Source organism: Spirillospora sp. CA-142024 (assembly GCF_050942325.1).
In the GTDB taxonomy this organism is placed as follows: domain Bacteria; phylum Actinomycetota; class Actinomycetes; order Streptosporangiales; family Streptosporangiaceae; genus Spirillospora.
Genome location: NZ_CP192077.1, coordinates 6687659 through 6705366, shown reverse-complemented (window position 1 = coordinate 6705366; position 17708 = coordinate 6687659). Strand labels below are relative to the sequence as shown.

General features: G+C 71.7%; 21 protein-coding genes. 13 read left to right on the top strand and 8 right to left on the bottom strand.

What is annotated here, in order from left to right; genetic code table 11:
• Nucleotides 1-11 precede the first annotated feature (11 nt).
• The 6 genes from ACQPZP_RS31755 to ACQPZP_RS31730 all read left to right on the top strand — a co-directional run bounded on the left by ACQPZP_RS31755 (nucleotide 12) and on the right by ACQPZP_RS31730 (nucleotide 3305).
• The gene (locus ACQPZP_RS31755) at nucleotides 12-671 is read left to right on the top strand and encodes a response regulator (protein WP_433473388.1); all 660 of its coding nucleotides are present in this window, start codon (nucleotides 12-14) and stop codon (nucleotides 669-671) included.
• Nucleotides 672-744: 73 nt separating this feature from the next.
• Nucleotides 745-1107 (top strand): hypothetical protein, encoded by a 363-nt coding sequence (locus tag ACQPZP_RS31750; protein ID WP_433473387.1) that lies wholly within the window; start codon nucleotides 745-747, stop codon nucleotides 1105-1107.
• Nucleotides 1108-1157: 50 nt separating this feature from the next.
• Nucleotides 1158-1694, top strand: a complete 537-nt coding sequence (locus ACQPZP_RS31745) for a flavoprotein (protein ID WP_433473386.1) — start codon at nucleotides 1158-1160, stop codon at nucleotides 1692-1694.
• An 80-nt stretch (nucleotides 1695-1774) separates the two neighbouring features.
• Nucleotides 1775-2320 carry a TetR/AcrR family transcriptional regulator gene (locus tag ACQPZP_RS31740; protein ID WP_433473385.1) on the top strand — a complete coding sequence of 182 codons (546 nt, stop codon included), beginning with the start codon at nucleotides 1775-1777 and terminating at the stop codon, nucleotides 2318-2320.
• Nucleotides 2317-2829 carry a DUF2867 domain-containing protein gene (locus ACQPZP_RS31735; RefSeq protein ID WP_433473384.1) on the top strand — a complete coding sequence of 171 codons (513 nt, stop codon included), beginning with the start codon at nucleotides 2317-2319 and terminating at the stop codon, nucleotides 2827-2829. Before ACQPZP_RS31740 ends, ACQPZP_RS31735 begins: the two co-directional genes overlap by 4 nt.
• Complete coding sequence (locus ACQPZP_RS31730; protein WP_433473383.1) at nucleotides 2826-3305, top strand: DUF6463 family protein; 480 nt, start codon at nucleotides 2826-2828, stop codon at nucleotides 3303-3305. Before ACQPZP_RS31735 ends, ACQPZP_RS31730 begins: the two co-directional genes overlap by 4 nt.
• Here ACQPZP_RS31730 and ACQPZP_RS31725 read toward each other — a convergent pair.
• Nucleotides 3240-3689: a MarR family winged helix-turn-helix transcriptional regulator gene (locus tag ACQPZP_RS31725; protein WP_433473382.1), complete on the bottom strand. Its 450-nt coding sequence runs from the start codon at nucleotides 3687-3689 to the stop codon at nucleotides 3240-3242. The two genes, ACQPZP_RS31730 and ACQPZP_RS31725, sit on opposite strands and share 66 nt — an antisense overlap.
• A 78-nt stretch (nucleotides 3690-3767) precedes the next feature.
• Here ACQPZP_RS31725 and wrbA point away from each other — a divergent pair, with 78 nt between their 5' ends.
• Together wrbA and ACQPZP_RS31715 are read left to right on the top strand one after the other, a co-directional pair.
• Nucleotides 3768-4436, top strand: coding sequence for an NAD(P)H:quinone oxidoreductase (gene wrbA, locus ACQPZP_RS31720; RefSeq protein ID WP_433473381.1), 669 nt, complete (start codon nucleotides 3768-3770; stop codon nucleotides 4434-4436).
• A complete protein-coding gene (locus ACQPZP_RS31715) occupies nucleotides 4433-5911 on the top strand; it encodes an MFS transporter (RefSeq protein WP_433473380.1) in 1479 nt (492 codons plus the stop codon). The genes wrbA and ACQPZP_RS31715 overlap by 4 nt, the downstream gene beginning before the upstream one ends.
• Before the next feature lie 16 nt (nucleotides 5912-5927).
• Here ACQPZP_RS31715 and ACQPZP_RS31710 read toward each other — a convergent pair whose 3' ends face one another.
• Nucleotides 5928-8429 carry a DNA gyrase/topoisomerase IV subunit A gene (locus tag ACQPZP_RS31710; protein WP_433473379.1) on the bottom strand — a complete coding sequence of 834 codons (2502 nt, stop codon included), beginning with the start codon at nucleotides 8427-8429 and terminating at the stop codon, nucleotides 5928-5930.
• 135 nt (nucleotides 8430-8564) lie between these two features.
• On the opposite strand from ACQPZP_RS31710, the gene ACQPZP_RS31705 reads away from it, so the two are divergent.
• Nucleotides 8565-9740: a lactate 2-monooxygenase gene (locus tag ACQPZP_RS31705; RefSeq protein WP_433473378.1), complete on the top strand. Its 1176-nt coding sequence runs from the start codon at nucleotides 8565-8567 to the stop codon at nucleotides 9738-9740.
• On the opposite strand, the gene ACQPZP_RS31700 is transcribed toward ACQPZP_RS31705, so the two are convergent.
• Nucleotides 9694-11010, bottom strand: a complete 1317-nt coding sequence (locus ACQPZP_RS31700) for an FUSC family protein (RefSeq protein WP_433473377.1) — start codon at nucleotides 11008-11010, stop codon at nucleotides 9694-9696. The genes ACQPZP_RS31705 and ACQPZP_RS31700 overlap by 47 nt on opposite strands.
• 37 nt (nucleotides 11011-11047) lie before the next feature.
• On the opposite strand from ACQPZP_RS31700, the gene ACQPZP_RS31695 reads away from it, so the two are divergent.
• The 4 genes from ACQPZP_RS31695 to ACQPZP_RS31680 all read left to right on the top strand — a co-directional run bounded on the left by ACQPZP_RS31695 (nucleotide 11048) and on the right by ACQPZP_RS31680 (nucleotide 14021).
• A complete protein-coding gene (locus ACQPZP_RS31695; RefSeq protein ID WP_433473376.1) occupies nucleotides 11048-11470 on the top strand; it encodes a MarR family winged helix-turn-helix transcriptional regulator in 423 nt (140 codons plus the stop codon).
• A gap of 123 nt (nucleotides 11471-11593) precedes the next feature.
• A complete protein-coding gene (locus tag ACQPZP_RS31690) occupies nucleotides 11594-12253 on the top strand; it encodes an ATP-binding cassette domain-containing protein (RefSeq protein ID WP_433473375.1) in 660 nt (219 codons plus the stop codon).
• A gap of 41 nt (nucleotides 12254-12294) precedes the next feature.
• A complete protein-coding gene (locus ACQPZP_RS31685; protein ID WP_433473374.1) occupies nucleotides 12295-13419 on the top strand; it encodes a histidine kinase in 1125 nt (374 codons plus the stop codon).
• The gene (locus ACQPZP_RS31680) at nucleotides 13416-14021 is read left to right on the top strand and encodes a response regulator transcription factor (RefSeq protein ID WP_433473373.1); all 606 of its coding nucleotides are present in this window, start codon (nucleotides 13416-13418) and stop codon (nucleotides 14019-14021) included. Before ACQPZP_RS31685 ends, ACQPZP_RS31680 begins: the two co-directional genes overlap by 4 nt.
• Before the next feature lie 275 nt (nucleotides 14022-14296).
• Here the strand turns inward: ACQPZP_RS31680 and ACQPZP_RS31675 are convergent, their stop codons facing one another.
• From ACQPZP_RS31675 to ACQPZP_RS31655, 5 genes are all read right to left on the bottom strand, one after another.
• Entirely contained in the window at nucleotides 14297-14986 is a 690-nt protein-coding gene (locus ACQPZP_RS31675) for a class I SAM-dependent methyltransferase (RefSeq protein ID WP_433473372.1), read from the bottom strand.
• Nucleotides 14987-15025: 39 nt separating this feature from the next.
• On the bottom strand, nucleotides 15026-15775 hold the full coding sequence (locus ACQPZP_RS31670; protein ID WP_433473371.1) for an SDR family NAD(P)-dependent oxidoreductase: 750 nt from the start codon (nucleotides 15773-15775) through the stop codon (nucleotides 15026-15028).
• Between the two features lie 80 nt (nucleotides 15776-15855).
• Nucleotides 15856-16437: a TetR/AcrR family transcriptional regulator gene (locus ACQPZP_RS31665; RefSeq protein ID WP_433473370.1), complete on the bottom strand. Its 582-nt coding sequence runs from the start codon at nucleotides 16435-16437 to the stop codon at nucleotides 15856-15858.
• A 40-nt stretch (nucleotides 16438-16477) separates the two neighbouring features.
• The gene (locus tag ACQPZP_RS31660; RefSeq protein ID WP_433473369.1) at nucleotides 16478-17047 is read right to left on the bottom strand and encodes a hypothetical protein; all 570 of its coding nucleotides are present in this window, start codon (nucleotides 17045-17047) and stop codon (nucleotides 16478-16480) included.
• A 118-nt stretch (nucleotides 17048-17165) separates the two neighbouring features.
• Nucleotides 17166-17699 carry a hypothetical protein gene (locus ACQPZP_RS31655; protein WP_433473368.1) on the bottom strand — a complete coding sequence of 178 codons (534 nt, stop codon included), beginning with the start codon at nucleotides 17697-17699 and terminating at the stop codon, nucleotides 17166-17168.
• Between the last annotated feature and the right edge of the window lie 9 nt (nucleotides 17700-17708).

Sequence of the window (17708 nt, the reverse complement as noted above, 5' to 3'; positions counted from 1 at the left end):
GACGGGACGCGGTGGGCGACAAGACGAGGATCCTGGTCGTGGACGACCAGACCGTGGTACGCGAGGGCCTGGTGCTTCTGCTGGAGCTGCTTCCCGGAATCGAGGTGGCCGGGGCGTGCGGCGACGGCGAGCAGGCCGTCGCGATGGTCGCCGAACTGCGTCCCGACGTCGTCCTGATGGACCTGCGGATGCCGCGCGTGGACGGCGTGGAGGCGACCCGCCGCATCAAGGAGTCGCACCCGGACGTCGGCATCGTCGTCCTGACCACCTACGCCGACGACGAATCGATCTTCGCCGCCCTCCGTGCCGGGGCCCGCGGCTACCTCACCAAGGACGCCGACGCCGACGAGATCGCGCGCGCCGTCGCGGCCGTCCGCGGGGGAGCGTCCCAGCTCGACCCGGCCGTCCAGCGCCGCCTGGTCGAGGCCGTCGCCGTCGGCGAGAGCCCGCGCCGGACCACGCGCGGAGAGTTGCCGGACGGCCTGACCCGGCGGGAGGCGGAGGTGCTCACCCTCATCGCGCAGGGACGCTCCAACGCCGAGATCGCGGGCGACCTGTTCATCTCCGAGGCGACCGTCAAGACCCACATCAACAATCTCTTCGCCAAGGCGAACCTCCGCGACCGCGCCCAGGCGGTCACCTACGCCTTCAGACACGGTCTCACTGGCTGATCATCGGTCAGCGTCCGGCAAGACCTGGGTCAAAGGCCGCGCCGTCCGGGCCCTCCGCCCTCAGCATGAGACCGTGCTCAGAACCTGCATGATCGCGGACTACCTGCGCCCGTACGCGCAATGGCGGATCAACCGCCCCGACCCCTGCGACGACGGCCGCAACGCCCGCGCCGCGATCGGCCTCATCGATGCCGCCGCCTACGTCCTGCAACTGGACGACAGCGAACGCGTCATCGTCCGCATGGCCATCGCCGGCTGCTTCGCCCTCGGCCGCTTCAACCCGGGTGTCGAGGGCGAGGCCCTCATCCGCTTCTGGCACTACGACGACGCTTCCGGAGGACCGTCCGACCTCTTCGAAGCCCTGGCCGCCTGCGCCGAGCGCGGCCTGCAGGCGCCGCTGCCGCGCCCGCGCGAAGGGCAGACCACCCCGGCGTAACTCGTCCACTGTGATTCGGGCGATGTGATTACAGGGTATGTAATTCCACCGTGGCCGTGCTCTATGTGATCGCCTGCGGCGGCCGTCCCGCCGCGGAACTGCCCCCGTTCGTCGAAGGCCTCCGGTCGGACGGCTGGACGGTGTGCCTGGTCTCGACGCCGTCCGGACTGAAGTTCCTGGACGCCGGAAGGCTGGCCGAGATCACCGGCCACCCCGTCCGCTCCGACTACAAGCGGCCGGAGGAGCCCGACGTCCTGCCGCCGGCGGACGCGTTCGCCGTGGCGCCCGCCACGTTCAACACCGTCAACAAGTGGGCCCACGGCACGAGCGACACGCTAGCGCTCGGCCTGCTCAACGAGGCCGTCGGACTCGGCCTCCCCATCGTCGCGGTGCCGTGGCCGAACTCGGCCCTCGCCCGCCACCCCGTCTTCGCCCGCAGCATCGCCGAGCTGCGCGACTGGGGCGTCACCGTCCTCCTGGACACCGCCCGCCTCCCGACGCCCGACTCGGGCGGCGATCCCGACGGCGCCTTTCCCTGGTCGGCGCTGAGAGAGCACCTCACCGGGATCCGCGACCGCCTGGCCTGAGGCCGAGACGAACGTCACGAACCGGGGCCCGGCCGCGCACTGCTAGGCTCCATACCAAACCTTTTGGTATGGAGAGTTGCATGGCAAACGCCGAGGCATGGCTGGACGAGGGGCTCGCCCTGCTGGCCGAACAGGGAGCGCCCGCGGTGACGCTGGACCGGATGTGCGAGCGCATGGGCATGTCGAAGGGCGCGTTCTACCACCACTTCGGCTCGATGCCGAAGTTCCGGACCCGTCTCCTCGCCCGCTACGAGGAGCGGTACACCACCGCGATCATCGACGTGGTGGAGGCGGACGCCGGCCTGTCCGCCCGGCGGAGACTGGACCGCCTCGCCAGGGAGGCGATCATCGACACCGGGCCGGACCTGGAGATCGCCGTGCGGGCCTGGGCGAACCAGGACCGGGAGGCGGCGGAGATGCAGCAGCGCGTGGACGCGACCCGCATCGCCTACCTGCGCGGCCTGTGCGAGGAGGCGGGTCACTCGTCCCCGGACCGGCTGGCCGTCCTGCTCTATCTGGTCCTGATCGGCGGCGCCCACCTGATGCCGCCGCTCCCGGCCGCGGACAAGCACGGCATCTACGAACTGCTGTATCCGCTCCTGGACGCAGAGGGGAACACGCCATGAGGCAGATCGACACCTTTCCGGAACTGGCCGGCCTCCTGACGGACGCCGACCACATCGACGTCCGCGGCATCGAGTCCGAGGCGTCCCTGCGGGAGTTCGTCGCGGCCGCCATCGGCTGGCGGCCCGCCTGGCTGAGGGCGCTCTTCCGGGCCAGAGCGGTGCTGGCCCGCGCGCTCCGCCTCCGCGATCCGGACGTCCCGCTCGGCACGCCTCCGGGCCCGGCCGAGATCTCGTTCACGCCCGGCGACCCCGCCGCCTTCTTCACCGTCACCCATGGGGAGGAGGACCGCTACCTCGCCCTGGCGGCGACCGACACCCATCTGACCGGCCGCCTGATCTTCACCGCGGTGCCCACCGGCGGCCGATCCCGCTACGAGCTGGCGACCGTCGTGAAGTACCACCGCTGGACGGGCCCTCTCTACTTCACCGTCGTCCGCCCGTTCCACCACCTGATCGTCGCCGGGATGACCCGCGCAGGCGCACGCACCCGAGAGAAGAGGCCGTCATGACACCGGAACCACTCCGCCCCGCCGCCCTCGCCCGCTGGACCCCGCGGCTGATCCTCACGGTCGCCGTCGTCCACATGCTGGTGGGCCTCGGCGCCGACCGCTCCCATTGGCGCGGGATCGCCTCGGACGGCCTGTGGAACACCGTCGCCAACGACGACGACGGCCGGATGACGACCCTCTGGTTCCTGCTCGGCGGTGTGGCCTTCTTCGGCCTCGGCCTGCTCGTCAGGCGATCCGTGATCGCCACGGGCACGGTGCCCGCCGAGGCCGGATGGATCCTGCTGGCCCTCGGCGTCCCGGTCTCGGTACTGGAGCCCGCCTCGGGCGGCTGGGCCCTCATCGTCCTGGCCGCGCTGGCGCTGGCGGCGTCGCGCCGCCCCGGCTCTCCTCCGGCGGAGGGCGCGCGGTTCCTACCGGTCGTCCCGGCGGCGCCTGGCGTCGACATTGCCGGTCAGGGTTCCGAGGACGCCGGGTAGCTCCGCCACGGTCTCGGCGGGCAGGCCGGACACGGTCTCCTCCGCGAGTGCGCACCAGATCCGCTTGACCTGGTCGACGAGCGCCCTGCCGCTGTCGGTGAGTTCGACGACGCTGGCGCGCTTGTCGGACGGGGCGGGCCCGCGGCGGACGTGGCCGGAGGCTTCGAGCTTGCGGGTCATGAGCGTGACGCTGGGCGGCTCGCAGCCGAGCGCCTCGCTGAGCTGCGCCTGGATCATCGGGCCGGTCCGGGCGAGTTCGAGCAGCAGGGCCTCCTGCCCGGGGTGCAGGCCGAGCGGCGCCAGCAGCGTCGCGGTCCTGGCCCGGTGGCGCAGGCTCAGCAGGCGGATGGCCTGGTTGATGGCGTCGGCTTGCGCGAAGTCCACGGACCCTCCTTGACGGACTTAGTTATCTGCATAATATTTATGCGCGTAACTAATCCTACCCGACTTCGAGGGGCAGACATGACCGTGAAGGTCGCCGTCATCTACTACAGCGCGACAGGCGCCGTGCACGCGCTCGCGCAGGCCGTCGCCGAGGGGGCCGCCGCGGCCGGGGCCGAGGTTCGGCTGCGGCGGGTCGCCGAGCTGGCACCCGACAGCGCGATCGACCAGAACCCGCTGTGGCGGCGGCACACCGACGCCGCCGCGGCACTCGCGCAGGCGTCGGTCGAGGACCTGGCGTGGGCCGACGCGTTCGCGTTCGGGACGCCGACGCGGTTCGGCGCGCCGGCCGCCCAGCTCAAGCAGTTCATCGACCAGGCCGGCGGGCTGTGGCGGGACGGCGGGCTGGCCGACAAGCCGGTGACCGCCTTCACCTCGGCGTTCAACCGGCACGGCGGCAGCGAGGCCACGATCCTTTCGCTGGCCAACGTGTTCTACCACTGGGGCGCGCTGATCGTCCCGCCCGGATTCACCGATCCGGTCGTGTACGCCGCCGGTGGCAACCCGTACGGCACGTCGTCGACCGGTGAAGGCCCCGATGCCGCGGTGCTGGAAGCCGCCAGGTACCAGGGGCGGCGGTTGGCCGAGATCACGATCCGGCTGCTGGAGGGCGGCCGCCTCGACGGCACCGCCGCGGACGGTGGAGGCGCCCGCGAGACCGCGGTCGGCGCGACCTCCCAGACGGCGTGAGTACCAGCACCGCGACCCGGCGGGCCAAGCCGCACGCCGGGGCCGCCTGGACGGTCCTGTCGCTGGCGTGTGCAGGCCAGTTCATGGTGATCCTGGACTCGGCCATCGTCAACGTCGCCCTCCCGTCGATCGACCGGGACCTCGGCTTCACCGCCACCGGCCTGGCCTGGGTGGTGAACGGCTACCTGCTCACCTTCGCCGGCTTCATGCTGCTGGGCGGCCGTGCCGCCGACCTGTTCGGCCCGCGCCGCGTGCTGGTCGCCGGGCTGTCCCTGTTCGCCGCCTCCAGCCTCGCCGGAGGCCTGGCGGCCGCTCCGGAGGTCCTCGTGGCGGCCCGCGTCACGCAGGGCATGGGAGCCGCCATGATGGCCCCGGCGACACTGGTCGTGATCAACACCTGGTTCACCGAGGAGCACGCGCGTGCCCGGGCGTTCGGCGCGTGGTCCGCCGCGGGCGGTGTCGGCGGGATGGCCGGCGCGGTCGCGGGCGGTGCGATCACCACCGGCCTGTCGTGGCGGTGGGTCTTCCTGATCAACGTGCCGATCGGCGCGGTGCTGATCGTCGTGGCCGTGATGTCGCTGGCCGGCACCCCGGCAGGCCGGCGGGAACCGCTCGACCTCGCCGGCGCGGTCACGGGGACGGCGGGGCTGGCCGCACTGATCTACGGGGTCATGCAGAGCGCCGATCACGGCTGGACGTCCGTGCAGGTCGCCGGGCCGGTCGTCGCGGGCCTGCTCCTGCTCGTCGTCTTCACCGTGGTGGAGGCGCGTTTCGCCGGCCGGCCGCTCATGCCCCTGCGGCTGTTCGGGATCCGGGGCGTGGCCGTGGGCAACGGCATGCTGCTGCTGTTCGGAGGCATCGCCATCGCGATGTGGTACTTCACGTCGCTGTTCCTGCAGAACGTGCTGCATTTCAGCGCGCTTCAAGCCGGGCTCGGGCAGACGCCCGCGGCGGTGACGTTCATGGTGATCGCGCGGTGGGCTTCAGCGCTGCTGCCTCGAACCGGCGTGCGTCACCTGGTGCTGGCAGGCTGCGGTTGCTTCCTGGTCGGTTTCGGCTGGCTCTCCCAGGCCCACGCCGACAGTGGCTACGTCACCGGCGTGCTCGGGCCCACGCTCCTCATCGCGGTCGGCATCGGGCTGACCTTCCCCACCCTCATGGCCGCGGCGACCGCCGGCGTTCCCGAGGACGACGCGGGGATCGTCGGCGGCGTGGCCGTCACGTCCAACCAGGTCGGCGGGTCGGTGGGGCTGGCGGCGCTCGCGACGGCCGCCGGCGCCAGAGCCGCGGCGGAGGCCGGCGAGAGTGCCCCGGCCGCCCTCGCCGCCGGCTACGACCTGGTCTTCCTCGTCGCGGCCGGGCTCGCCGTGGCCATCGCGATGGTCGGCCTGTTGCTGCCGGGGCCACCGGCGCGGCTGACCGGCCGCAACGCGGCGATCTCCAGGCGTCGGTCGTCAGAGGCCCCGGGTCGGTGACCCGGGGCCTCCGGTGTCACTCTTCCGAGGTGTCTTCTTCAGAGGCGTCTTCTTCCGGGGCCGGGCCGATGGGGCCGCCGATGACGGTCAGGGGCTTGTCCAGCTTCTCGCCGGAGCCGTCCCGGCGGCCCATGGCGACGTTGAGCATGGCTGGCTTGCCGTTGGCCGCCGCGGCGCGCAGCGGAGTCAGGGCAGCCCATGCCTGGAGCAGGACGTCCTCGCCCTTGAGGAAGCGGTGCGCGCGGACGCCGCCGGTGGCGCGGCCCTTGGACGGGAAGTCGGCGAAGTCGGCGAGCTTGATCGCCCCGGTCTGGGTGCCGGGCAGGGCCGAGGCCGAGCCGGAGATCGTGATGACGCGGGCCTCGCGGGACGGGTCGAGGGCGCCGAACCACAGGACGCTCGCGCCCGCGCCCAGCTTGATCCCGGCCATGCCGCCGGCGGCCCGGCCCTGCGGACGGACGAGCGAGGCGGCGAAGTGCAGGAGCTGGGCGTCGGTGGTGATGAAGACGACGTGCTGGTCTTCGGCGAGCAGCTGGACGGCGCCGACCACGCGGTCGTTCTCCTTGAGGCCGATCACCTCGAACTCGTCGCGGTTGGCCGGGAAGTCCGGGACGACCCGTTTGACCACGCCCTGTGCGGTGCCCAAGGCCAGGCCGCCGCCCTCCTCGCCGACGGCGGCGATGCCCACGACCGTCTCGTCCGGTTCCAGGTCGACGTACTCGGTGACCGGGGCTCCTCCCGCCAGGGACGGGGGCGTCGCCGAGGCCGGGAGCGTCGGGAGGTCCAGGACGTCGATGCGGATCATCCGGCCCAGCGACGTCACCGCGCCGACCTGGCCTCGTGCGGTCGCCGGGACGACCGAGGTCAGGACGTCGTGCGCCGCCCGGGGGCCGCTGTCGGGCAGCGGGCCGGCGTCGTGGGTGCGGGCCATCAGGCCGGTCGACGACAGCAGCACCGTGCACGGGTCGTCCGCGACCTCCAGGGGCACGGCGGCGGCGGCGGTCTGGCCGGAGGATTCCAGGAGGATCGTCCTGCGGGGCGTGGAGAACTCCTTGGCGACGTCGCCCAGTTCCTTCGAGACCACGCCGCGGAGCTTCCGCTCGGATTCGAGGATCGCGGTCAGCTTGGCGATCTCCTTGGTGAGCTGCTCCTTCTCCTTCTCCAGCTCCAGCCGGTCGTAGCGGGTGAGGCGGCGGAGCGGGGTGTCCAGGATGTACTGCGCCTGGATCTCCGACAGCTCGAAGATCTGCATGAGGCGCTGCTTGGCCTGGGCGGCGTCGTCGCTCTGCCGGATGACCTGGATGACCTCGTCGATGTTGAGCAGGGCGACGAGCAGGCCGTCCACCAGATGGAGGCGGTCCTCGCGCTTCTTGCGGCGGAACATCGAGCGGCGGCGGACGACGTCGATGCGGTGGTCGATGTAGACCTGCAGCATCTCGCGGAGACCGAGCGTCCGCGGCTGGCCGTCGACCAGGGCGACGTTGTTGATGCCGAACGTCTCCTCCATCGGCGTGAGCCGGTAGAGGTCGGCAAGCACCGCCTCCGGGTTGAAGCCGTTCTTGATCTCGATGACCAGGCGGAGGCCGACGTTGCGGTCGGTGAGGTCCTTCAGGTCCGCGATGCCCTGGATCTTCTTGTTGTTGACCAGTTCCTTGATCTTGGCCTTGACGCGCTCGGGGCCGACGGCGTACGGCAGTTCGCTGACGATGATGCCCTTGCGGCGAGGCGTGACGTTCTCGATGGCGACCGTGGCGCGGGTGCGGAACGTCCCCCGGCCGCGCTCGTAGGCGTCCCGGATGCCGTCCAGCCCGACGATCTTGCCGCCGGTGGGCAGGTCGGGGCCGGGGACGAAGCGCATCAGGTCCTCGAGGGTGGCCTCGGGATTGTCGATCAGGTGCCGGGCCGCGGAGATGACCTCGCTGAGGTTGTGCGGGGCCATGTTCGTGGCCATCCCGACCGCGATGCCGGACGCGCCGTTGACCAGCAGGTTCGGGAACGCGGCGGGCAGGACCTCGGGCTCCTGCTCCTGCCCGTCGTAGTTGGGGCGGAAGTCGACGGTGTCCTCGTCGATGGAGGCGACCATCAGCATCGCCTCGCGGGACATCCGGGCCTCGGTGTACCGCATCGCGGCGGGCGCGTCGTCGCCGCCGAGCGAGCCGAAGTTGCCGTGCCCGTCCACGAGCGGCATCCGCATCGCCCAGGGCTGCGCCATCCGCACCATCGCGTCGTAGATGGCGCTGTCGCCGTGCGGGTGCAGCTTGCCCATGACCTCGCCGACGACGCGGGCGCACTTGACGTGCCCGCGGTCGGGGCGGAGCCCCATCTCGTTCATCGAGTACAGGATCCGGCGCTGGACGGGCTTCATGCCGTCGCGCGCGTCGGGGAGCGCCCGCTGGTAGATGACCGAGTAGGCGTACTCGAGGAAGCTGCCGCGCATCTCGTCGGAGACGTCGACGTCGACGATGTTCTCTTCGAAGTCCGGCGGCGGTGGAGGGGATTGGGATGCGCGTCGTGCCATGCCCCACATTGTGGCCGGTCCCGGGGACATCTTTCGCCTTACCCCACCGGGTGTGCCGCCCAAGTCGGCGATCGATCCCGTTTCGTCACCTCCGCGAACCTGGCAGATTGAGGACGGACGGGTCCGATTCCCCAGGTGGAGGTTTCGTTGAGCGGGCTGGCCGACTTCCAGAACTCGATCTATCTGCAGGGTCTCGGGGACGTCCTGCCGACGCTGCCCACCGACCTGACGAAGCTGGAGGGCCTCGCCGAGCGGTCGCTGCCGGCGCAGGCGTTCGGCTACGTGGCGGGGTCGGCGGGCGGCGAGGCGACCGCGCGCGCGAACCGGACGGCGTTCGAGCGGTGGCGGATCGTCCCGCGCATGCTGCGCGACGTCGCCGAGCGCGACCTGTCGGTGGACGTGCTGGGCACCGCGATGCCGTCCCCGGTCCTGCTCGGCCCCATCGGCGTCCAGTCGATCTTCCATCCGGACGGCGAGCTGGCGGTCGCGCGGGCGGCGGCCGCCGAGGGGCTGACGATGGTGCTGAGCACGGCGTCCTCGTTCTGCATCGAGGACGTGGCGGAGGCGAACGGGGACGGGCCGCGCTGGTACCAGCTGTACTGGCCGAAGGACAGGGAACTCGCCCTCAGCTTCCTGGGGCGGGCCAAGGCGGCGGGGTACACGGCCCTCGTCGTCACTCTCGACACGTTCACGCTTGCGTGGCGTCCACGCGACCTGGACCAGGCCTACCTGCCGTTCCTGCGCGGGATCGGTGTCGCGAACTATTTCAGCGACCCGGTCTTCCAGAAGGCCGTCGGCGGGCCCGTCACCGACGCCAACCGGGACACCGCGATCCTGCACTGGGTCGCCAACTTCGGGAATCCCAGCCTGACCTGGGATGACCTGATCTTCCTGCGTGAGCACTGGGACGGGCCCATCGCGCTCAAGGGCATCCAGCATCCCGACGACGCCCGCCAGGCCGTGGACGCCGGAATGGACGCCGTCATCGTCTCCAACCATGGTGGACGCCAGGTGGACGGTGCCATCGCCTCACTGGACGCACTGCCCGGTGTGGTCGAGGCCGTTCACGACCAGGCGACCGTCCTGTTCGACAGCGGAATCCGGACGGGATCGGACATCGCCAAGGCACTCGCCCTCGGAGCCAAGGCCGTTCTCGTCGCGCGCCCGTATGCGTATGGGCTTGCGCTGGAGGGCCAGGCCGGTGTCCAGCACGTCCTGCGGTGCCTCCAGGCAGAGCTGGAGCTGACCATGGCGCTCTCTGGCATCAGGCGTCCGGACGAGCTGCATCCGGAGTTGCTTGTGCGCGCTTAGGCGGCGTGCAGATCTCGCGGATCCCGGCCACCGCCGCATCGATCGCGCTGATGGAAGGGGCGTCCGTGACCAGGTGGCTGCGGATGCCGCGCAGGAGATCGACCACGTCGGCGTGGTGCGGGCTCTTGCGCGTGATGGCACGGTGCATCCTCAGCGGTGGGTAGAGCTTGTCCAGCTCTGCGACCGAGACCTCGAACCTGGTCAGCGCACCGGGCTCGCCCTTGAGAACCTCGGGGAGGACGGCCAGCGCCCCGGCTGCGCGGCGTCGCAGAACGTCCCTGGTGCGGAAAGGCAGCACGAACCATGCGGACGCGACGCCGATGACCGCTCCGACAAGGATCGCCTCCATCCGTGTCCAGAGCAGAGGCATCGCGGGCTGCCCGAAGTATCCGTAGAGCAGCGACAGCGCTGCCGTGACCCCGCCGGCCCAGTACGCGTAATTCCGGGGACGCAGCCAGACGGCGACACCCAGCACAACGAAGATGAGGGCGACAGAACCCCGGCTGCCTGGAGCGAACGTCCCTGCCACGAGCGCTGCCAGAAGGGTGCCACCGGTCGCACCGAGCGCGCGCAGGATGCCCTTATGCAAGGCGTCACCTTGCCCAAGGGCGCCGTTGCAGACGATGAACGAGGTCAGGACTACCCAGGACCAGTGGTCGGGGAAGACGAGATGACCTGCGGTGAACGCACCGACCAATGCGACTGCCATCTGAGCGGCCATCCGTCCACTGGCCCGGCTCCGCCCCTGCCTCGCCTCAGGTGCAGGGGCCTTGGCGGTAGCCAGGCGGTCGGCGAGGACTTGGAACGCGGTCACCCAGAAACACGCGATCAGAGCCACGACCGGCGCCCACAGGAGGTGCCCCGAGGATCGCGTGTGGGGGACGACGAGGAGCGCGATCGCGGGAAGCATCATCAGCGTGCCGGCGCGCGTGAGACGAGGCCCGAACCGGCGGATCCAGATGGCGGACGCGATGAGCACCACGAAGGCGGCGTCCCCCGCGATGGGACTGCCTGACATCAGCGTCCCCAGCGCGATCGCGAGGACGGAGACGAGGGGGAGCACGACGAAGCCGGTCATACGGTCGGCCGTCGCCGTGTCCCGCTGTGTTCTGGAGAGCGTGACGGACAGGACGACCGCCTGCATGACGACGTCCGTACCGAGGTGCGCGAGCCGTTCCAGGAGCAGCGCCGAACCGAAGGCGGCCAGGACCGCCCCCATGGTGGGGACGGCCGGCGCCACGGAACGGGGCCGCACTATGGCAAGAGTCACGGCGCCTCCTGAATTTAGTAAGTGATAGCGTAACATTGTGGAAAGGGTGTCGATGGAGGCCGCGGCGGAGATCCGGCACGGGATCATGCGCGTCTCGCGCCGGATGCGCGCCGCGAGGTCACCCGAGGCGCTGAGCGGCAACAAGCTCGTCGTGCTGGGTCACCTGTACCGGAACGGGCCCGCCTCCGCGGGCGAGCTCGCCGAGGCGGAAGGCCAGCGGCCGCAGTCCCTGACGCGGGTCTTCGCCGAACTGGAGGCGGACGGGCTGATCTCCCGGGCCCGCGCCGAGCAGGACCGCCGCCAGGTCGTGCTGACCATCACCGAGCAGGGGACGGACGCGCTGCGCCGCGACGTCGGCGAGCGCGACGCCTGGCTCGCCGGCGCGCTGGACGGCCTGACCGAGACCGAACGCGATGTCCTGCTGATCGCCGCCCGCCTCATGGAACGGATCGCCGAATAGTTCGCGATGACGTACTGATTTCAGGGCCATGACGTTTGTCATGGGCGACCCATGCGATCTTCATGACCGCTTTCTGACGCCCGTGACTGCACGTCCACGACTCCGCCGGGCAGCATGGGTGCCATGAAGGCACCTGCGATCGAGGTACGCGACCTGGACCTGAACGAGGCCGTGCACAATGTCTCGTTCACGGTGGCGCAGGGAGAGGTCTACGCGTTGCTGGGCCGCTATGGCTCGGGCAAGACCACCCTCCTGGAAATCCTTGCGGGACTGCGGCGCCCGACAGGCGGAACCGTCCGGCTTCGTGACGCCGACCCCTACACCGACCGTGACACCGTGCGCAGTGGTGCCGTCTGGCGCGACGGTGGCCTGTTCCCGGGGCTGACCGTCGCCGAGGTGGTGGACACATGGCGGCGCTGGACGCTCGACCCGCTCACCCGTGACGACGCTTTGCGCCTCGCCCGCCTCACCGACGTCGCCGACGTGCCGTTCGAGCGGCTCGCCCCAGGGCGGCGGCGCATGCTCGACCTCGCGCTGGCCCTCGTCGGACGCTCCGACGTGCTCTTCCTCGACGAGCCCACCGCCGGGCTCGACGACGCGGACGCCTGCGAGGTGTGGTCCGTCCTGCGGATGCAGGCAGCGCACGGGGTCACCGTGGTGATCGCGACCCGCGACCCCGACGAGGCGTGCCGGGCCGACCGGGTCGGGGTCCTGGACGAGGGCCGCCTGGTCACCGGCCGGGACGCCGCCCGCCTCCACACCGGCCGCGTCCGCGCCGCCTGAGCGCCGCGGCGCGTCCCTTGACGGCCGCATACGCTGTCCGCGTGCAGCCCAGGATCCCGCGCCCCACCGTCATCGCCGCGATCATCGTGGGGATGACGGCGCTGACGCTGGCCGGGTTCCTGCTGCCGGCGCTCTGGTACGAGATCGTCCACCGGCGGGACGCGGGACGCGTGATCCTGGCCCTCACCGGGGTCGCCGTCGTGTCCGCCCTCTACGCCCGGCTGCTCTGGCAGAACCTGATGCGCCGCACGGCCCCCGCGCACCGGTTCGGGCTCGCCGCGATCGCCGCGGTCTGCTGGGCGCTCCCTCCGCTACTCGGCACCGGCCAGGGCTGGGGCAACGCGCTCCTCGTCCCGGCCGGGCTGATCGCCGTCGCCCTCCCGTTGCGCCAGGCGGTCATCACGACCGCGGCGGCGACCGTCCTGACGCCCGTCTACGGCGCGCTCCTCGGGCTCCCGCCGCTCGCTGTCCTGTACGAGGCGACCGGAGTCCCGCTGGGTGCCTTCTCCGGGTACGTCACGGTCTGGTTCTTCCACATCGTCCAGGAACTCCGGGAGGCGCGGGCCGAGCTCGCCAGGTCCGCGGTGGGGGAGGAGCGGCTCCGCTTCGCCCGCGACCTGCACGACGTCCTCGGCCACAGCCTCCAGGCGGTCGCGCTGCGCGCCGAGGTCGCCGAACGGTTCGTGGAGAACGACGACGGGCGCGTCCGCAAGGAACTGACCGAGATCCAGACGATGGCGCGGGACGCCGTGCGGGACGTGCGCGAGGTCGTCCGCGGCTACCGGGCCACGTCCCTGCGCACCGAACTGGACGGCATGTCGGCCGTCCTGCGCGCCGCCGGAATCCGCTGCGAACGCCCCGATGTGTCGCCGGTGCTGCCCGCCCACGTCCACGAGCCGCTCGGCTGGGTCGCCCGCGAGGCCGCCACCAACGTCCTCCGGCACTCCAGCGCCACCTGGTGCGAGATCACCGTCCGGGCCGGCGCCGGCCGCGTCCACCTGGAGATCGTGAACGACGGCGCCGGACGCCGCGCCGGCGACGCGGGCAGCGGCCTCGCCGGCCTCGCCGAACGGATCACCGCGGCGGGCGGCCGGTTCGACGCCGGCCCCGGCGGCGACGGGACCTTCCGGGTGGCGGCCGCCGTCCCCGCGAAGGGAGCCGCATGATCCGCGTGCTGCTGGCCGACGACCACCTCCTGATCAGGGAGGCGCTCGTCCTGCTGCTGGAGACCGAGGACGGCATCGAGGTCGCCGCCGACGTCGGACGCGGCGACGAGGCCGTCGAACGCGCCCTCGCCCTCAAACCCGACGTCGCCGTCCTCGACATCGACATGCCCGGCCTGGACGGGCTCGCCGCCGCCGAACGCCTCTCCCGCGACCTGCCCGGCTGCCGGCTGGTGATCGTGACCGCGCACGGCCGCCCCGGCAACCTGCGCCGTGCCATGGCCGCCGGCGTCCGCGGCTTCCTCGGCAAGGACGCCCCCGGCAGCCGCCTCGCCCAGGTCATCCGGCAGGTCGCCGCCGGAACCCGGTACATCGACCCGCAACTCGCCGCCGACGCCCTCGCCGCCGAGGAATGCCCCCTCACCCCGCGCGAACTCGACACCCTCCGCGCCGCCGCCGACGGCGCCCCGGTCTCCCGCATCGCCCGCACCCTCGGCCTCTCCGAGGGCACCGTCCGCAACTACCTCTCCGCCGCCGTCACCAAGCTCGGCGCCGACAACCGCCACACCGCCGCCCGAACCGCCCGCGACTGCGGCTGGCTGTAATTCTTTGCATTTCTCTCCTCCTTCGGGCCCCGGGGGCCCTGCTGTGTTCATGGCAGTGCCCTCCTCCTTCGGGCGCTGGGCGCCCTCCATCGTCGGGAACTGCTGGCGATCGCTGGCATCGCTCCGGCTCGCCTTGCGGCTCGCTGCGCGATCAGGTTCTCGCAAGCTCGAACCTGCCTTCGGACGCGATCGCGACGCTTGAGGTTGTTGCGGGGTTGCGGCGGTGGTCGGCGTTGTTGCAGTAGTGGGTGCTGGTCTGCGGCCTTCGTTCCGTTTCACCGGCGGGCTAGGACCAGGCTGCCTCGCTTTGTCACGGGGAGGGGTGTGGCCAGCCTGGTCGCGGCCTCGGCGGCTGCTGGGCGGGGGACGCGGCGGGCCATCAGGTAGTCGCGGACGGCGGCGGGGTCGGGGAGGGTGATCAGCGGGGCGTCCCAGCGTTCCACCTCGACCTCACCGAAGACCTCGCAGACCCGGGCCGGGGCGTCCTCGGCGTCGAACGTGGTGGGCTCGGGGCGCCAGACGGGGGACAGTTCGGGGCTGTCCGTCCGGCAGATCGCGGTGACCAGGAGCAGCCCGCCGGGGGCGAGGACGCGGCGCGCCTCGCGGAGCGCGCGCCGCGGATCGTCCAGGTGGTAGAGCATGTTGACGGCCACGGCGGCGTCGAACGTCCCGTCCCGGAACGGCAGGCGCAGCGCGTCGGCGCGGACGCGCGGCGCCGGGTGGGCGCGCAGCAGGACGCCGGACGCGTCCAGCCCCACCAGACGGAACGGCGGCGGGTGGGGGAGGGCGTCGCTGAGGGCCCCCTCCCCGCAGCCGATGTCCAGGACGCGGTGCGCGCCGGAGTTCAGCAGCTTCGAGGCGATGTGGTCGTGCAGGCTGCGCGCCCCGATCAGGTATTTCCTGGTGACCCTGCTCGCGAGGCGGAAGCGCTCCGGGTCGGAGTCGTAGTCGGGTGTGAGGGCCATGCTGTGAGTCTGCCCGGTGAACCGCCCGGAAAAGCGCCGTCACGCGGTCGCGCCGCCGTCGACGACCAGGTCGTGACCGACCACGTGGGACGAGGCGTCCGAGGCCAGCCACAGGATCGTCTCCGCCACTTCGGCGGTGTCGGCGACCCGGCCGGACGGGACCGCCGTGCGCATCCGTTCCGCGCGGTCGGCGCGGGTCTCGCCGGGAAGGAGGGACATCGGTGTGTCGCTGGCCCCGGGGCTGACGGCGTTGATGCGGACGCCGTCGGCGACATGGTCGAGGGCGGCCGCGCGGGTGAGAACGCTGACCCCCGCCTTGGACGCCGCGTACGCCGCGAGGCCGGGACGGCGCCCGTGCACACCGATGTTGGACGCGACGTTGACGATCGTGCCGCCGCCGTGGGCGCGCATGTGGGCGATCTCGTGCTTCATGGACAGGAACACGCCGGTCAGGTTCACCGCCAGGACGTCGTTCCATGCGGCGGCGTCGATGTCGGCGACGGGCCCCGCTGCGCCGAGGATCCCCGCGTTGTTGACGGCGACATGGAGCGCGCTGTGGCGCGCCACCACCGTCTCGACCATCTGGGCGGCGGACGAGGCGTCGCTCACGTCGGTGACGACGTGGTCGGCCTTGCCTGGGCCGACCTCCTTGACGGCCTCGGCCAGCGTGGTGACGTCACGTCCGGCCAAAACGACCGTCGCGCCCTCCCGGACGAAGGCGCGCGCGGTGGCGCGGCCGATGCCCCCGGCGCCCCCGGTGATGAGGACGATCTTGCCGTCGAATCGCATTGGTTGACTCCCAAATACTAGATCGATCGTTCTTGAATTTGTGCCGAAAGCACCCCACCCTGCGAGACGGGCGGGGACGGTCAGTCGAAGAGGGCCACGGCCTGGCGGGTCGCGTCCCTGAGCCGGTTGTCGTCCGCGGGGGCCCGGCCCAGGACGCGCATGCCCTGGAAGAGGACGAGCAGGAGGCGGGCCAGGGCCCGGGGGTCCTTGTCCGGAGAGAGTTCGCCCTGGGCTCGCGCGCGTGTCAGTGCCGAAGTGAGCGACGCCTCCAGGAAGCTCCAGCTCGCCTCCACCATCCGCGCGGCCTCGGCGTCGTGCGCGGCCAGTTCCACCGCGGTGTTCACCACGAGACAGCCGCGCCGCGGCCGGTCATGGGCCGATTCCTCCGCGTAGCGCTCGATCAGCGTCCGCACCGCCGGCAGCACGGGCCCGGGCCGCGAGAGCGCCTCGGCGATCTTGGGGTCGGTGTCCTGGAGGTAGCGGTCCAGAGCCTTCAGGTACAGCTCGTGCTTGCCGCCGAACGTCGCGTAGATGCTGGCGCGAGCGACGCCGAGGTGCGCCACGAGGTCGGACATGGACGTCGCCTCGTACCCGCGCTCCCAGAACAGCTCCAGTGCTCGCTGCAGGACCGCGTCCGGATCGAACTCCTTCGTCCGTGCCATGGCGAGGACGGTAGACCATTCAAGAACGAACGGTCAAATATCAGCCTTCCGGGCGCGCCGGCACGGACGGACGGTCGAGATCCATGGCGTCCAGCACCGAGCCGTCGGTGGCGAGCGCCTCGACGACCGGGCCCCGGCGCGCGCCCCACACCACCACGACGTGCCCGTGCTCGGGAACGTCCAGGATCCGCTTGCCGACCCGCACCCGCGCGACCTCGGCCGAGGCGCGCAGCCGCGCCTCGTTCACCCACTTGGCGCCCCACGGCAGCAGCCGGTTGGCGTTGCGCACCGTCCGGGCCGATCCGTACTTCAGCAGATGGCGCCCCATCTCGCCGGACGAGCGGCGCGCCAGCGGCTCCTCCGGGGCCGAACCGCCGGCGCCGCCGAGCTCCATCCACTCGCCGTCGCGGCGATGGAACGTCCAGCCCTCGATGAACGCGGACGCGGCGTCCCCCCACTGGTGGAGGAACGTTACAACGGCGACGTCGCCGTCCATGTCGAGCCCGAGCGGAAGGTAGTCCCGTCCCTCCTCGAAGGTGGCGGGAGCCGGGACGGGAAGGCCGTCCCTGAGGAGCCGCAGGCACTCCTCGTGCACCTCGTGGTCGTTCATCTTGGGGGACCTCTGATCGTGCAGGCAGGGCAAAGGGCCCTCTCACGAGAGGGCCCCCACGTGGCACCTCACTCTAGAGGTCCGGCTCGTCTGGTTTCACCCGTCTGAGGCACTCCCTTCAAGGCTTTGCCATCCGCCCTTCATCTCGTGGTCGATCATGGGTGCGCGGGCGCGGGAGCGCCCGCGCGGCAAGGGCGGCGCACAGGACCGCGAGCGGCAGTTCCAGCCCGGCGGCCAGGGCGATCGCCATCGTCCGCTCCGGGCCGGGCGTGGCGGTCGTCACGTCGAACCACGCGTCGACGGCCAGCAGCGTCCCGGCGACGGCCGCGCCCAGGCCGTACCGGGGATCGCGACGCAGGAGCAGCACGCCGGTGCCGAGCAGCGCGACGGCCTCCATCGCGTCCAGCCCCACCCAGGCGGCGGACCAGTTCGACACCACGGTCGTGGACGGCATTGTGGTGGCGAGCACCCACATCCAGGGCACCAGCGCGATCGCGCCCCCGACGAACCCCCAGCCCACCCACCGGCCTCGGGTCTGCCGCGGTGCCGGGGACGCGGTCCGGCGCCGTCCGGGCGCCGCGTTCCGCACGGAGAGCGGAGGGCGGTGGATGACGATCTTGCGCGGACCGAGGCGGGTGACGCCGGTGACCATGGGAACTCC

What these genes read in the sequence shown, in the direction of transcription:
- ACQPZP_RS31675 (WP_433473372.1), bottom strand. Translation starts at nt 14,986, where the DNA reads ATGGCCCTCACACCCGACTACGACTCCGACCCGGAGCGCTTCCGCCTC.
- ACQPZP_RS31735 (WP_433473384.1), top strand. Translation starts at nt 2,317, where the DNA reads ATGAGGCAGATCGACACCTTTCCGGAACTGGCCGGCCTCCTGACGGAC.
- ACQPZP_RS31730 (WP_433473383.1), top strand. Translation starts at nt 2,826, where the DNA reads ATGACACCGGAACCACTCCGCCCCGCCGCCCTCGCCCGCTGGACCCCG.
- wrbA (WP_433473381.1), top strand. Translation starts at nt 3,768, where the DNA reads ATGACCGTGAAGGTCGCCGTCATCTACTACAGCGCGACAGGCGCCGTG.
- ACQPZP_RS31710 (WP_433473379.1), bottom strand. Translation starts at nt 8,429, where the DNA reads ATGGCACGACGCGCATCCCAATCCCCTCCACCGCCGCCGGACTTCGAA.
- ACQPZP_RS31655 (WP_433473368.1), bottom strand. Translation starts at nt 17,699, where the DNA reads ATGGTCACCGGCGTCACCCGCCTCGGTCCGCGCAAGATCGTCATCCAC.
- ACQPZP_RS31660 (WP_433473369.1), bottom strand. Translation starts at nt 17,047, where the DNA reads ATGAACGACCACGAGGTGCACGAGGAGTGCCTGCGGCTCCTCAGGGAC.
- ACQPZP_RS31665 (WP_433473370.1), bottom strand. Translation starts at nt 16,437, where the DNA reads ATGGCACGGACGAAGGAGTTCGATCCGGACGCGGTCCTGCAGCGAGCA.
- ACQPZP_RS31680 (WP_433473373.1), top strand. Translation starts at nt 13,416, where the DNA reads ATGATCCGCGTGCTGCTGGCCGACGACCACCTCCTGATCAGGGAGGCG.
- ACQPZP_RS31690 (WP_433473375.1), top strand. Translation starts at nt 11,594, where the DNA reads ATGAAGGCACCTGCGATCGAGGTACGCGACCTGGACCTGAACGAGGCC.
- ACQPZP_RS31740 (WP_433473385.1), top strand. Translation starts at nt 1,775, where the DNA reads ATGGCAAACGCCGAGGCATGGCTGGACGAGGGGCTCGCCCTGCTGGCC.
- ACQPZP_RS31670 (WP_433473371.1), bottom strand. Translation starts at nt 15,775, where the DNA reads ATGCGATTCGACGGCAAGATCGTCCTCATCACCGGGGGCGCCGGGGGC.